This window comes from [Pseudopropionibacterium] massiliense (assembly GCF_900607225.1).
In the GTDB taxonomy this organism is placed as follows: domain Bacteria; phylum Actinomycetota; class Actinomycetes; order Propionibacteriales; family Propionibacteriaceae; genus Arachnia; species Arachnia massiliensis.
In genome coordinates, this window is record NZ_LR027842.1 from 540,840 (window position 1) to 554,213 (window position 13,374).

9 protein-coding genes are annotated in these 13,374 nt (G+C 68.7%); 5 read left to right on the plus strand and 4 right to left on the minus strand.

From position 1 onward, the window contains the following. Positions 1-89 precede the first annotated feature (89 nt). The 4 genes from E0E39_RS02220 to E0E39_RS02235 all read left to right on the plus strand — a co-directional run bounded on the left by E0E39_RS02220 (position 90) and on the right by E0E39_RS02235 (position 8,050). Positions 90-1,085: a CPBP family intramembrane glutamic endopeptidase gene (locus E0E39_RS02220; RefSeq protein WP_130873288.1), complete on the plus strand. Its 996-nt coding sequence runs from the start codon at positions 90-92 to the stop codon at positions 1,083-1,085. A 167-nt stretch (positions 1,086-1,252) separates the two neighbouring features. Beyond that, positions 1,253-3,898 (plus strand): MMPL family transporter, encoded by a 2,646-nt coding sequence (locus E0E39_RS02225; protein ID WP_130873289.1) that lies wholly within the window; start codon positions 1,253-1,255, stop codon positions 3,896-3,898. Then, positions 3,895-6,537: a YhgE/Pip domain-containing protein gene (locus tag E0E39_RS02230; RefSeq protein WP_130873290.1), complete on the plus strand. Its 2,643-nt coding sequence runs from the start codon at positions 3,895-3,897 to the stop codon at positions 6,535-6,537. The genes E0E39_RS02225 and E0E39_RS02230 overlap by 4 nt, the downstream gene beginning before the upstream one ends. A gap of 229 nt (positions 6,538-6,766) precedes the next feature. Beyond that, positions 6,767-8,050: an ATP-binding protein gene (locus tag E0E39_RS02235; RefSeq protein WP_245988169.1), complete on the plus strand. Its 1,284-nt coding sequence runs from the start codon at positions 6,767-6,769 to the stop codon at positions 8,048-8,050. Between the two features lie 7 nt (positions 8,051-8,057). Here E0E39_RS02235 and E0E39_RS02240 read toward each other — a convergent pair whose 3' ends face one another. Next, positions 8,058-9,026 (minus strand): Fic family protein, encoded by a 969-nt coding sequence (locus E0E39_RS02240; RefSeq protein WP_130873291.1) that lies wholly within the window; start codon positions 9,024-9,026, stop codon positions 8,058-8,060. A gap of 168 nt (positions 9,027-9,194) precedes the next feature. Between E0E39_RS02240 and E0E39_RS02245 the strand changes: the two genes are divergently transcribed. Next, positions 9,195-9,779 carry an ATP-binding protein gene (locus E0E39_RS02245; protein ID WP_207302385.1) on the plus strand — a complete coding sequence of 195 codons (585 nt, stop codon included), beginning with the start codon at positions 9,195-9,197 and terminating at the stop codon, positions 9,777-9,779. A gap of 134 nt (positions 9,780-9,913) precedes the next feature. Here the strand turns inward: E0E39_RS02245 and E0E39_RS02250 are convergent, their stop codons facing one another. From E0E39_RS02250 to E0E39_RS02265, 3 genes are all read right to left on the minus strand, one after another. Next, on the minus strand, positions 9,914-10,762 hold the full coding sequence (locus tag E0E39_RS02250; RefSeq protein ID WP_130873292.1) for an SDR family oxidoreductase: 849 nt from the start codon (positions 10,760-10,762) through the stop codon (positions 9,914-9,916). A 298-nt stretch (positions 10,763-11,060) separates the two neighbouring features. Then, positions 11,061-12,245, minus strand: coding sequence for an ABC transporter permease (locus tag E0E39_RS02260; RefSeq protein ID WP_207302386.1), 1,185 nt, complete (start codon positions 12,243-12,245; stop codon positions 11,061-11,063). Next, on the minus strand, positions 12,232-13,374 hold the full coding sequence (locus E0E39_RS02265; RefSeq protein ID WP_130873293.1) for an ABC transporter permease: 1,143 nt from the start codon (positions 13,372-13,374) through the stop codon (positions 12,232-12,234). Before E0E39_RS02265 ends, E0E39_RS02260 begins: the two co-directional genes overlap by 14 nt.

The window sequence follows — 13,374 nt, forward strand, 5'->3', positions numbered from 1 at the left end:
GGGACGGCCCCGGTGCTGCTGTTGTCGATGTTGTACCCGAACCACGTTTTCCACCACGAGGAGGTTCACTGGTGACAAACTCTGTCCACTTGTCCGAAAAACCCGGCACACCACGATCCGACGGCCTCGTGCCCGACATCCCAACACGCGCGTACTGGGGTCCTGGGCGGGTCGGGACGGCTGCCGGCATCGTCGTCCGGCTCGTCGTCTTCGTGATCGGCACGATCCTGGTAAACCAGATCTTGACCGCCGTCATGGCCAACTTCGTGCCTGCGGAGGAACTGCAAACGGTCCTTGCCGTTCCCGCTGCGCTCATACAGATAGTGACGCTGAGCAGTGTGTATTTTCTGGTCGTCCGCTTTCTGGAACGGCGTCGCAACATCCATGAGCTCAGAACGCACTGGGTCCGGGGGCTGGCGATCGGCCTGGCCGGTGGTGCGGCAGCCTTTCTCGTCTGCTGCGGTGTCATCGCGCTGGCCGGTGGGTACCGGTGGAGCGTCGTGGAGCAGCCGGACCTGGGGGCCATCGCCGTGACGATCCTGGGGGCAGGTGCCAGCGCGGCTATCGGTGAGGAACTGCTGTACCGCGGGATCGGCTACCGCTTGATGGAGCAGATGTTCGGCACGTGGGCGGCCATCATCGGATCCGGGCTGGTGTTCGGGCTCATGCACATGGCCAATCCCGGTGCCACCCTGTGGGGAGGCATATCGGTGGCCCTGGCCGGTGGGATGCTGCTCGGGACGCTGTACGCCCTGACGCGTTCCCTGTGGGTGACGATCGGCTACCACGCCGCCTGGAACGTCGTGCAGGGCCCGCTGCTGGGGATACCGGTCTCCGGAAATGAGCTGCCGGCCTTCCTGCAGGTCACCGTGACCGGACCGGACTGGCTGACCGGAGGCGAGTTCGGCGCCGAGAGCAGCGGTGTCACCGTGGGCATGATCTCTATTCTGACCATCGTGTTGGTCGTGATGCTGGCGCGGCGTGGTCACGAGCGTGTCGTGGCGCCGGTCTGGTCCGTACGCAGAAGGCCTGAGCCCATCCAGTCGGAGCAGCACGCCGAAGGCGAGGGAGCCTCCTTGACCTGATCCCCGGAGCAGATCGGGGGACCTCGCCGGAAGGATCGCTCGCAGTGACGGCGGGTCCCGGACGGAGCAGTGGTGTTTCGTCCGGGATCCCGGTCTTCCCGGATGTGGAGGCATCGGTGCGCGCAGTAGGCTGTGCCCCGAATCCAAGTCTGCACTGATGGAAGAAGATGTCTGCTCAGCTCTATGCCCTCGGTCGCTGGTGTTTCCAACACGCGAAACTGGTCCTCGCCGCCTGGCTGATCGTCGTCCTGGCAGTCGGCGGTGCGGCCCTGGCCTTCCGGGGAAGTTTCGCCGACGTGTTCAAGATCCCCGGGTCCCCCTCCCAGGTGGCCCTCGACAAGTTGCGCATGACCTTCCCGCAAGGTGCCATGACCCAGGCGGCAGCGATCTTCGTCGCACCGGAGGGCGGCCGGGTCGACGATTTCCGCGACGTCATCGAGGACACCATCACGGAGCTGGAGGCGATCGACTTCGTGAACTCGGCCACCTCGCCGTGGAACGAGCGAATCACGGGAATGGTCTCCGACGACGGCCGGGCAGCCATCGTCGCGATCCTGATCGACGTCAAGGGCGCCCCGACCACCGAGCAGCTCGCGCAGCTCACCGCCGTCGCCGAACGCATGTCCCAGCGGCTGCCGCAGGGCGCCACCCTCGACATGGGCGGGCAAGCCTTCAACATCGAACTGCCGAGGCTGAGCGTCACGGAAGCCGTCGGGCTGGGGGTGGCGCTCGTGGTGTTGATGGTGGTGCTCGGTTCCCTGGTGGCCGCCGGGCTGCCGCTGGTGACGGCAGTGGCCGGGGTGGCGGTGACGATGTCGGTCATGCTGCTCATCACCCGCCTGGCCAGCATCAACTCGACCACCCCGATGCTCGCGGTGATGCTGGGACTCGCGGTCGGCATCGACTACGCCCTGTTCATCCTCTCCCGCCACCGCAACCAGCTCGGCGAGGGCATGACGGCGGAGGAATCGACGGCCCGTGCCGTCGGGACCGCCGGTTCGGCGGTGGTGTTCGCGGGGTTGACGGTGTTCATCGCCCTGCTGGGGCTCGGGGTCTCGGGGATTCCGTTCCTCACCGTGATGGGCGCTTTCGCGGCCCTGGGCATCGTGCTGGCGGTGATCATCGCGCTGACGATGCTGCCCGCGCTGATGGGGTTGCTGGGGGAGCGACTGCGGCCCCGGCCGAGGAAGCCCCGGCGCCGCGGGTCCCGCGGGGGCGGTGTGTTCGCCCGGTGGGGTCGCGTCACCACCGGGCATCCCGTCGTGGTACTGCTGGTCGTGGTGATTGGTCTCGGGGCGTTGACGATCCCGGGGCTGGGGTTGCGCACCGCCCTGCCGAACTCCGGGCAGCACGCCGTCGGCGCCCCGGACCGCGTCACCTACGACCTGATCTCCCAGCACTTCGGTCCGGGGCGCAACGGCCCGCTGGTGTTGACCGCCGACGTCATCTCCAGCAGGGACCCGCTGAAACTGGTCGCCGACCTCAAGGAGGAGGTGGAGGCGATCGACGGCGTCGCCGCGGTTCCGCTGGCCACCCCCAACCAGAACGCGGAGGTCGCGATGCTCCAGGTGGTGCCCACCACCGGACCCGACGACCCCGCCACCGCCGACCTCGTCCAGACCCTGCGCGACCGGAACGACCAGTGGCTGGAACGCTACGGCGTCGAGACCGCAGTCACGGGCATGACCGCCCTGCAGATCGACGTCAACTCCCGCCTCGTGGGGGCGTTGCTGCCGTTCGGGGTGCTCGTGGTCGGGTTGTCGCTGGTTTTGCTGGCCGCAGTGTTCCGGTCGGTGTGGGTGCCCGTCAAGGCCACCCTCGGTTTCCTGCTGTCGGTCGGGGCCGCTTTCGGTGCCACCACACTCGTGTTCAACGACGGATACCTGAAGGAAATGGTGAACCTGGAGCGCGGGATGCCGGTGATCTCCTTCCTGCCGATCCTGCTGATGGGAATCCTGTTCGGCCTGGCCATGGACTACGAGGTGTTCCTCGTCTCCCGGATCCGCGAGGAGTACGTGCACGGCAAGAAACCCGTCGACGCGATCCGCGACGGCATGGTCGCATCCGGGCCGGTGGTGGTGGCCGCCGCCGTGATCATGTTCTCGGTGTTTGCGTTCTTCGTTCCGGAGGGTATCGGCTCGATCAAGCAGATCGCCTTCGCCCTCGCCGTCGGTGTGGCGATCGACGCCTTCTGCGTGCGCATGACGCTGGTGCCCGCGGTGATGGCGCTGTTGGGGGAGCGGGCCTGGTGGCTGCCGCGCTGGCTGGACAGGATCCTGCCCACCTTCGACGTCGAGGGGGAGGTCCTCACGGAGAAACTGAAACTGGCCCGGTGGCCCGGTGGCGGCCACGTGCTCTACGCCGAGGACGTGGCGGTCGAGGGCCTGCTGCCGCCCACCAGCCTGGTGCTGGAGGCCGGGAACGTGATCGGCGTCGCGGGTCCCGTCTCCTCCCGCACCGGGCTGGCGCTGGCGCTGTCGGGCAGGCTCGGCATCACCTCGGGGCGTGCCCGGGTGGCGGGGGAGCTGCTCCCCGGAGCCGCCACCGCCGTGCACCGCCGCACCCGCTACACCGACCTGGCCAATGACCCCGCTGCCCTGGTCCTGCTGCGTCCGATGCCGGGTAGTGTCGTGTTCGTCGACTCGGTGGAGACCATCGACGTCGGTGACGAACGCCTGGCCGATCTGATCGACCGGTTCCGCGGCGACGGAACCTCGGCGCTGGTGCTGTGCGCCAGCAGCGAATCGATCCTCGAAGCCCTTCCCGTCGACGGCGTGTTCGTCGTCGGCCAGCCCGTCAGGAGTATCCGATGAGACCTGAAAGCATTCATTCCGGACATCGCCTCGGCTGGCCGGGGCTCGTCGTGCTGGCCCTGGTGCCGCTGCTCGCGGTCGGTGCGCTGCTGGGGGTGGTGCGCGGCGGCAACGAGCAGGGAATCCACGCCGCCGTGGTCAACCACGACAAGGCGGTGACCGTCGACGGCCGGACAGTGCCGCTGGGGCGGCAGCTGGCCTCCGAGATGGTGGCCCGTGAGGGGCCCAACATCTCGTGGACCATCGCCGACGCCGAGGACGCCGAGGCCGGGCTGAACGACGGCCGCTACTCCGCCGTGGTCACCATCCCCGAGGGTTTCTCCGAGGCCGCGACCTCCTTCAGCAGCAACGACGCCGCCATCGCGAAACAGGCCACCATAAACGTCGTGGTCTCCAAGAACGCGCCCTTCGCCGATGCGGCCCTCGCCCACGACATCGCGGGCCTGGCCACCGACACCATCAACGCCACCCTCACGAAGGCCTACCTGGAGAACATCTACATCGGCTTCAACAGGGTGGGGGAGCAGTTCACGCAGGTCGTCGACGGGGCGGGCAAACTCGACGAGGCCGGCTCCCAGCTCGCCGACGGCGCATCAACCGCCGCCGAGAGCTCCGGGAAACTCGCCGACGGGCTGGGTGAGCTGTCCACGCAGGGGCAGAAACTCAACAGCGCCGCGACCACCCTGGCAGAGGGATCGCAGAAACTCACCGACGCCGCCGGAACCCTCGCGGGCGGGGCGGGGAACCTCGCGAACGGCACCCGAACCTTCGCGGGCGGCATCGCCCAGCTGAACGCCCAGGCGCCGCGGCTCGCGGACGGGGTCAACCAGCTCACCGATGGGGCCACGCCGCTGCTGGAGGGGGTCCCCGGATACACCTCGGGCACCGTCGGTGTCCTCGACGGGGTGGGCGAGCTGCGAGACGGCCTGGCCCAGCTCGAATCCGGTCTGAACTCCCAGCTCGACCCCGAGGCCATGAAGGAGGCGCAGGCGGCCCTCGGGCAGCTCGTCCCGACCCTGCGCGAGGCCCGGCAGGCCCTCACGCAGTACTTCCCGGGGGTGAGCGACATCACCATCGAGGAGGTGCGTTCCAAGCTCGCGGCCTTCGACGCCCAGCTGGACAAGCTCGACTCCACCCTGGCCGGGTACGCCTCCGGCGAGACGCCGCCGCCGTCGGAGCTGAAGGAGTTCGCCCAGCGACTGGTCGCGAACTGGAAATGCCCGATCGAGGACGCCGAGACCTGCAAGCTGCTCCGCGACGCCTACCAGGAGGGGGTCGGCGACGCCCTGACCACGGGTTTCCAGCAGGGAGCGAAACTTGCCCTCGGCGTGCTGCAGCGCACCGACCCGAGGACCGGCAGGACCCTGCTGGAAACCGCCCGCGGGTTCTCGCGGATGGGGCTGGGCATGACCGAGTCGATCATCAAGCTGCGCGACGCGATGGCGAAGATCGTGCCCGCCGGAACCGATCCCCTGGCCGCTCTGGAACAGCTGCCGTCGAGGATCACCGAGCAGGTGCAGAAACTGAACGGCGGGGTCACGAAGCTTCGTGAGGGCGCAGACACCATCCTCGCCAAGGCCGAGCCGCTGCGCACCAACGCCGAACAGCTCGGCACCGGCGCCACCCGGTTGCTGGGTGGTTTGCAGCAGCTGCGGAACCAGACCTCCGCGCTCCCGGCCGCGACGGCCCGCCTGGCCGAGGGGGCCAACCAGCTCGCCAACGGGTCATCGCAGCTGGCCGATGGGGCCGGGCAGCTCTCCTCGGGGGTGGGGCAGCTCTCCTCCGGGGCCGGGCAACTGGCCGACGGCACCGGCAGGTACGTGACCGGCGTCGGCCAGGCCGCCGACGGCGCCACCCAGCTCGCCGCTGGGCTGCTGCGGCTGGGAGCGGGGTCGCGGGAACTGTCGCAGGGACTCGGGGCCTTCCACGACAGGCTCTCCGAGGCAAAGTCGAAACTGCCCAGCTACAGCGACTCCGACCGTGACACGTTGTCGCAGGTGGTCGCCTCGCCCGTGCTGAAGGACGGAAACGTCTACGAGGCGATGATGGTGCCGCTGGCCGCGCTGCTCGCGGTGGCGGCCCTGTGGCTCGGGTCGCTGCTGTCGTGGAGTTTCGCCCGTCCCGTTCCCTCCGACCTGATCGCGTCCTCCCGCACCAGCGCGACCCTGTGGCTGCGCACCCTCTGGCCCCCGGCCGCGCTCGGCGCTGTCCAGGGCCTGCTGTTCGGTGTCGCGGTCGGCATGGCGCTCGACCTGACGCCGGGACGCACCATCGGGGCGGCCGCCCTGCTGACGATGGTCGGGGCGAGTTTCGCCGTCGTCAACCACGCCCTGACCGGCTGGTTCGGCAACGTGGGGCGCGGGATCTCGGTGCTGGCCCTGGTGATCACCGTCGCCCTCGGGCTGACCTCCACCACACCGGGCTGGGTCCAGGGAATCGCAGGAATCTCGCCGCTGCACAACGGCCTGCTGCTGGTGCGCACCTTCCTGGCCAGTGGGTCGGGTCTGGTGGCGCTCGGCGGGGCGGCGCTGCTGTTCGGGGCTGTCGCCGTCGGGTTGTCGTACCTGGCGATCGCGTCCCGCCGGCACCTGACCGCCGACCAGTTCCGCAGCCGCGTGGTCGGGGGTGCCGGGGTGTAGCCGAGCGTGGGCGTCAGGAAGCCCGGTTGCGTGGCACCTTCGGAACAGAACCCGGACGTCGAGTGGGATCCATGCCGCAGTGGTCGTGTCCCGGGAGAGCACGGCCGGGTGCCGTCCAACTGATGCGGAAGCGCCAAACGCCCGGTTGAAGTGGCGCCGTTTGCAGGGTTGAAAAGACGCCATATGGACGGTTGAATGGGCGCCAACTACCGGGTTGGGATGGCAGCTGGTGAAGGGGACGAGAGGAATGGCGGCTCAGGACGACTACCTGCCGCGGGTCGTGGACCGGATGGTGAAGGATGGCCTCGGCTACTCGGGGGGCGTCCTCCTCGAGGGGGTTCGGGCGTGTGGCAAGACCATGACCGGGCGGCGGCACGCATCCTCGGAGGTTGCGCTCGATTCCGGACTGCCTCAGCTACGTGCGGCCCTGGATCTCGACCCCTCCCTGCTCCTGACCGGTGATACACCGCGCCTCATCGATGAATGGCAGATCGAACCATCGCTGTGGAACCTCGTGCGCAGGGAGGTCGATTCCCGCCGGGCCCCGGGACAGTTCATCCTCACCGGTTCCTCTGCCCCGGCCGAGGATGCGGCACGGCACTCGGGGGCGCACCGCGTCTCTCGGATCCGGATGCGGCCGATGACCTTGTTCGAGCGCGGCCTGGGTGATGCACGTGTGTCGCTCGCCGAGCTGTTCGATGGCCGGATGCCCGGCCCGGTGTTCGACTCGGGCATCAGTGTGCGTGAGGCCCTGGACGCCTTGATCCACGGGGGCTGGCCGGGGGACCGTGACCTGACGACCCGACAGGCGCAGCGTCACCTGCGGGACTACGTCGATGACATCATTCATGTCGATGTTGGCCGGCTGGATGGTGAACCGCGGCGGGATCCCGTGAGGATGCAGGCCCTCATACGCTCCCTCGCCCGGCATGTGGCGACCGAGGCCTCATTCACCACCATTGCGAAGGACGTCGCGGGGCAGTCGCTGGCGGCCGAGACCGCGATCGCCTATGTGAACGCGCTCAAACGGCTGTTCATTGTTGAGGAGCAACCGGCGTGGGCACCTCATCTGAGGTCCCGGTACGCGGTGCGGATGTCGTCGAAACTGCACTTCGTCGATCCGGCCCTCGCAGCGGCGGTGACAGCGACATCAGCGGACCGGCTCATGCAGGATCTGGAGACCGCCGGACTCTGGTTCGAGTCGCAGGTCGTGCAACACCTGCGTGTCTTTGCCGAGGCGCTGGGTGGCCGGATCTACCACTTCCGGGACAAATCGGGCAGGGAGGCCGACGTCATCGTCGAGCTCGACGACGGGCGATGGGCGGCTTTCGAGGTCAAGTTGGGGCAGAGACAGATTCCGGCGGCCCAGGCATCGCTGATGGCTTTCGTGGGTGATATCGACACGACCCGGACACCTCCTCCCGAGTTCAGGGCCGTCGTCACTGCCGACGGCCCCACGATGCCGCTCCCCGATGGTGCCGTGACCTTCCCGCTGCAGGCCCTGCGACCCTGACCGGCATTCACGTGGGGTCGGCGTCGCCGATGATCCGCCAAGTCCCCGCCCGGGCGCTGCCGTGCCGGGCCAGACGTCCCGACCGACGCAGCCCGGCGACCAGGCGCTCCGCCGTCCTGCGCGAGCATCCCAGGTGCTCGGCCAGCGTCGCGATGGTCGCATCCGGGTTGGCGCCGAGGAACGACAGCGCCCGTTCTCGGCGGTCCCGAATCGAGGGAGTCGTCGTATAGGGAGTGAGCGCGTCACGGATGACCGTGAGCATGAAGGTTACGCAGGCCTCACCTGAGCCCTGCGCGTTCGAGCGGGCGATGGCTCTGTAGTAGCTCTCCTGGCGGTCCCGGATCACGCTTTCGACCGGCAGCCACGCCAGCGTCGGCCGCCACCGCGACAGCAACAGCGTGTGCCACAGGCGTCCCGTCCGCCCGTTTCCGTCCGAGAAGGGGTGGATGAACTCGAATTCGTAGTGGAAGACGCAGGAGACCAGCAGCGGGTGGAGATCGGTCGAGGCCATCCAGCCGAACAGATCCGACATGACCTCGGGGATGTATCGGGCCGGTGTGCCCGCATGGATGAGCCTGCTCCCCTCGAAAATCCCCGCGTTCCCGGAGCGGCATCGTCCGGCGTCGCCGATGAGCCCGCGCATCATGATGCCGTGGGCGCGCAGGAGATCGTCCGGGGAGAGGGGGTCCAGGTCATCCATGAGCTGGTAGGCGCGACGAGCGTTGGTCACCTCGAGGATCTGATCAGCGGGACCGAGGACGCGCTTGCCGTCGAGGATGGCCGTGACGGCCTCGCGTGAGAGCGTGTTCCCCTCGATCATGAGGGAGGAGTGAATGGTGGTGATGCGCAGCTCGCGGTGCAGCACGGGGTTCGTCCCCAGGGCCGATGCGGGGCCGAGCGTCCCGACGAGTTCGGCGATCTCCATGCACAACCCGTCGATCTCGGAGGTGCGGTTCAGCGGCGGCTCGTAGACCATGCGATTGCCCCTCAGGTGTCGCTGTCGTCGTGTTCGGGGCGTGAAGACGATTACCGCCACATTTTACCGCCAGTGGCGGTGATCACTGCCGGCCGCGTTCGTGGTTTCCTCCTCGAGGGTCGCGCTCACCTGTGTCAGGAAGCGCCGGGTGATCGGGGAGAAAACCTGTTGCCGGTCCTCGTCGCCTGTGCCGCACGCACGGGCAGGCTCGTCAATCACAGCGACCTCGCCCGGGATGCCGGGGTCGACACCAAGACGGCGCAGAGCTGGCTCTCGGTCCTGCAGGCCTCCGGTGTCGTGCGCCTGCTGCGCCCGTTCTGGTCCAATGCGACCAAGCGGCTCACCAGGACTCCCAAGCTCTACCTCACGGATACGGGGCTGGCCTGTCACCTGCTGGGATGGAGTTCTCCGGAGACCCTGCGCAGAGGGGCGATGGCCGGCCCCATGTTCGAGACCCTCGTCGTCGGCGAGGTCATCAAGTCCTGTCTCAACGCCGGCGGCGACGCCCGGAATGTGCATTTCTACCGGGATGCCCGTCAACGGGAGATCGACCTGATCATCCAGGAAGGGCGTGTGCTGCATCCCGTCGAGATCAAGACGTCGGCAACGGTGACTCGTGAGGCTGCAGCGGGTTTCTCCGTTCTCAACGACCTCGGCGACTACGACGTGGGGGCGGGCGCCGTCATCTGCCAGACCCGGGAGCCCTACCCCGTGACGGCCACAGTGAAGGCGATCCCCGTCTGGTCGATCTGACGGCGCCGGGCAGAGGACGGCTCACAGCGATGACCGGGCCCGGGTGCGGCCACGACGCCGTCCGCGCCGGCGAGGGGCGGAGCGAGTCCTGAAGCCCTGATCCCTTCCTCGGTGGGCCGTCGTCGTGTGCGCGATCAACCTCCCAGGGTGTAGCGGCCGGCGTTGATCGCGGCGATGACGCCGCCGTCGACGAGCAGGTCCGTGCCGGTGATGAAGGAGGCCTGCTCCCCGAGCAGGAAGGCGCCAACCGCCGCGATCTCGTCGGGGGTTCCCACGCGCCGCGCGGGGGACGCGTCGATCATCGCCTGGTAGCCCTCGCCCGCGGCCCGGAACTCGTCGTAGGCGAGCGGGGTGACGATGATGCCGGGGCTGATCGTGTTGATGCGGGCCCCGCGGTCGCCCCAGGAGGTCGCGGCCGCCGTGCGCACACGCAGGTGATTGGCGCGCTTGGACACCATGTAGGCGATCCCGGGGTTCGCCACGGCGTCGTTCCTGACGAAGTCGAGGTCGGCGAGCTCCTCGGTGGGGCACAGCGCCAGCTGCCGCTCGACCTCGTCGCTCAGGCGCATCATGTGGCCGGCCTGGCTGGAGATGACGAGCCCGGCCCCGCCGCGGGCGATGACGCCGGAGAAGACGTCGATCGCCACCGCGGTGGCCACCAGATCCAGGGCGACGATGTGCTCGGGCGAGGACTGGTTGGGGGATGCGCCGGCGGTGTCGACGAAGTGGCGGACCTCACCGAGCGAGGCGGCTCTGGCGGCGAAGTCCTCGACGGAGGACCGGTCCAGCGCGTCCACCCGCTGGGTGGTGACGTCATGTCCGGAGGAGGTCAGATCGCGGGCGGCGGCCTCCAGGCTCGACCCGGAGACGTCGCCGAGCAGGATGCGTCCGCCGCCGGCGATGCGGCGGACGATGGCGGTGCCCATGGAGCCGGCCCCGAGCAGGGCGGTGACGGGCCGGTTCTCGTTGCGGTCGAAGATCATTCGGTGGTCCTTTCGTGGAGCACCTGCAGTGCGAATCGCTGCTGCTCGTCCGTTCGTCCGCATTCAATCTACGGGGCCGCGCGAGCGCCGTCGATGGCCTGTTCCGGCACGAATGGGTGGATGAGCAACTCGAGGCGCATGGCCGTACCCTTGGCGGGTGGGCCGCATTCAGTGCGCGGGCGCGTATCAACAAGAAAACCTTCTACCGTTACTACCCGGCCGTCGAGTACCTGCTGGCCGAGGTGCAGGCGCAGTATTCCTGGCCGGCGGCGCCCGCGGGCATCGTGGGGAAATCGTCTCACAGCGATGACCGGGCCCGGGTGCGGCCCACGGCCATGGCGACGGAGAGGATCGCGACGGCGAACAGGGCGCAGATCCCGCAGTCGACGAGCAGGGGACCGATGACGTCGGCGGATGTCGAGGCGGCCGTGAACGCTCCGGAGATCGCCTGGCTGGCCCAGTAACCGGGGGTGAGCCTGGCGGCCTGGACGACGGCATCGGGCAGCCACTCCATGGAGACCCAGGTCCCGGCCAGGAAGGACAGCGCCATGCCGCCGATGTTGGCTACCGCGTTGGCCGAGTTCTGGCCCAGGCCGATTTGGCCCATGAGGAATCCGAGCGAGACCGCCACGAGCATGTAGGCACCCAGGGCCGCTCCGACAACCCCCAGCAGCGGCGCCGATGTCGTCACTGCACCGGCCCCGAAGGCCGCGACGGCCAGTCCGGAGATCCACAGCCACCCGACCAGGCCGATGACGAGGCAGGCGCCCATGACCCCGAGGCTGCGGGACCTGCTGCTCACCGGTGCCGCGGTGAGACGGGAACGCACCGCCCGGCGCCCCAGCGACGCCATGAGCGTCGAGATCGTCACGATCGCGAAGGCCATGATCGGGTAGATGGAGAACTTGGCGTAGACGATGAGGCTGTACGGCAGGGGCGTCGCGTCCTGGGCGACCCGCTCGGCCGGGGCGGAGTGGTTCATCGTGTCCCGGGCCAGGGAGACGGCCCGGGCCGGGTCGTCGGTGAGCGTCGAGAGGTAGTCGGCGACCTGCCCCAGGTAGGAGTCGGTGCGCACGTTCATCAGCGATCCCGCGGCCGATTCGTAGCCGATGACCGTGTCCATCCGGGGCGGCTCGGTGCCCCGGCGGGCTGCCTCCTGGAGTCGCTGCCCGTAGTCGGCGGGGATGATGAGGATGTAGTTGATGCGGTTCTGCGCGGTTGCGTCCTGGATGGCCTGCCTGGAGTCCTCCAGCGGCCTCACCTCGCCGACGGACTCGACGTAGTCCCTGACCCCGTGGGAGATCGTGGAGCCGTCGCGGTCGATGACGGCGACACTCGCCGTGGCCTGCTTGACCTGGCTGGACGTCTCCTGGGCCTGGGTCATCCCTGCGAGCAGGCCGAGCAGGGACAGCGCCACCAGGTAGATCAGGATGTAGACCCGATGGGCCGCCACGATCTTCAACGATGTCTTAAAGGTGCTCATGGTTCAGCCTCCTGGCGCGGATCAGGGCAAGGGTGAGGAACAGGCAGGTCATGCCCAGCAGGGCCGCGCAGCTGCGGGCGAAGGGTTCCAGGGAGTCGTAGTAGAGCAGCCCGTAGAAGCAGCGGGCGGCCTGCCACAGGGGGTTGGCCTGCGCCAGCAGCGGGGCACCGCGTTCGACGGAGTCGGCCAGCGACTGCGCCCCGGGTCCATACAGGCCGGTGAACAGCGACAGCAGGCAGGTGATTGCGGAGACCAACCCGCCCCCCAGTCTTCCGATCGTTCCCAGCGCGGCGCCCGCCGCGCTCGACATGAGGCTGGCCACCCCGATCGCCACCAGGCACAGGTGCACGTGGGGCCCGAAGTTCACCCCCACCACCGTGGCGATGAAGGCGAAGGCGATGAGCAGGCAGCCCAGGACGCACACCCACGAGGCCGCGAGCGTGGCCGTGAGCACCTTCCAGCGGGGCAGGCCCGCCAAGGTGTACCGCGCTCCCAGGGGCGAGGTGGCCATGATGCCCTGCACGGCGATCATCGCGACGGTCGTGCCCATGCCGCTGGCGAAGGCCAGCAGCGCGAAGTAGTAGCGGGTCGCGGGCTTGACGGGGGCCGGCGTCACCGAGACCGGCTGGGTGAAGTCGTGCCCGGCCGGGAGGGACGCCACCTGCTCCGGTGGTGTCCCGGCCTCGATGAGGGCCTCGTGCTCGGCCCGGGTCTGGGTGTAGGAGTCCATGACCACCCGCAGGACCCGCAGGGACTCCTGCGCGTCGCCCTTCTGGGTCACGTGCAGCACGGGTTCGCCGTTCTCGACGGCGAGGTAGCCGTTCGTGTCCCCGCGTTTCGCTGCGACCTCGGCCTCGGATGCGGTGGAGTGGGTGACCCTGGTGATGAGGTGGGGGTCGGCGTCGTCGGCGGAGATCCGTTCCACGAGGGCGTCCAGGCCGGGGGCCGCCCGGTAGGCATCGTCCTGGACGATGCCGAAGCTCATGGGGCTGGCCTCGTAGGCCTCCTCCAGGTTGGAGAACTGCGCCATGAAGATGATGGACAGGACGATCGGGAAACCGAGCGTCCACACGAGCAGGACCTTGTCGCGCAGGAGCCTGAGCACCTGGTGGGAGAAGACGGTCAGCAT

Coding starts and splice junctions, on each gene's coding strand:
- E0E39_RS02265 (WP_130873293.1), bottom strand. CDS start 13,374: ATGCTGACCGTCTTCTCCCACCAGGTGCTCAGGCTCCTGCGCGACAAG.
- E0E39_RS02250 (WP_130873292.1), bottom strand. CDS start 10,762: ATGATCTTCGACCGCAACGAGAACCGGCCCGTCACCGCCCTGCTCGGG.
- E0E39_RS02260 (WP_207302386.1), bottom strand. CDS start 12,245: ATGAGCACCTTTAAGACATCGTTGAAGATCGTGGCGGCCCATCGGGTC.
- E0E39_RS02240 (WP_130873291.1), bottom strand. CDS start 9,026: ATGGTCTACGAGCCGCCGCTGAACCGCACCTCCGAGATCGACGGGTTG.
- E0E39_RS02230 (WP_130873290.1), top strand. CDS start 3,895: ATGAGACCTGAAAGCATTCATTCCGGACATCGCCTCGGCTGGCCGGGG.
- E0E39_RS02225 (WP_130873289.1), top strand. CDS start 1,253: ATGTCTGCTCAGCTCTATGCCCTCGGTCGCTGGTGTTTCCAACACGCG.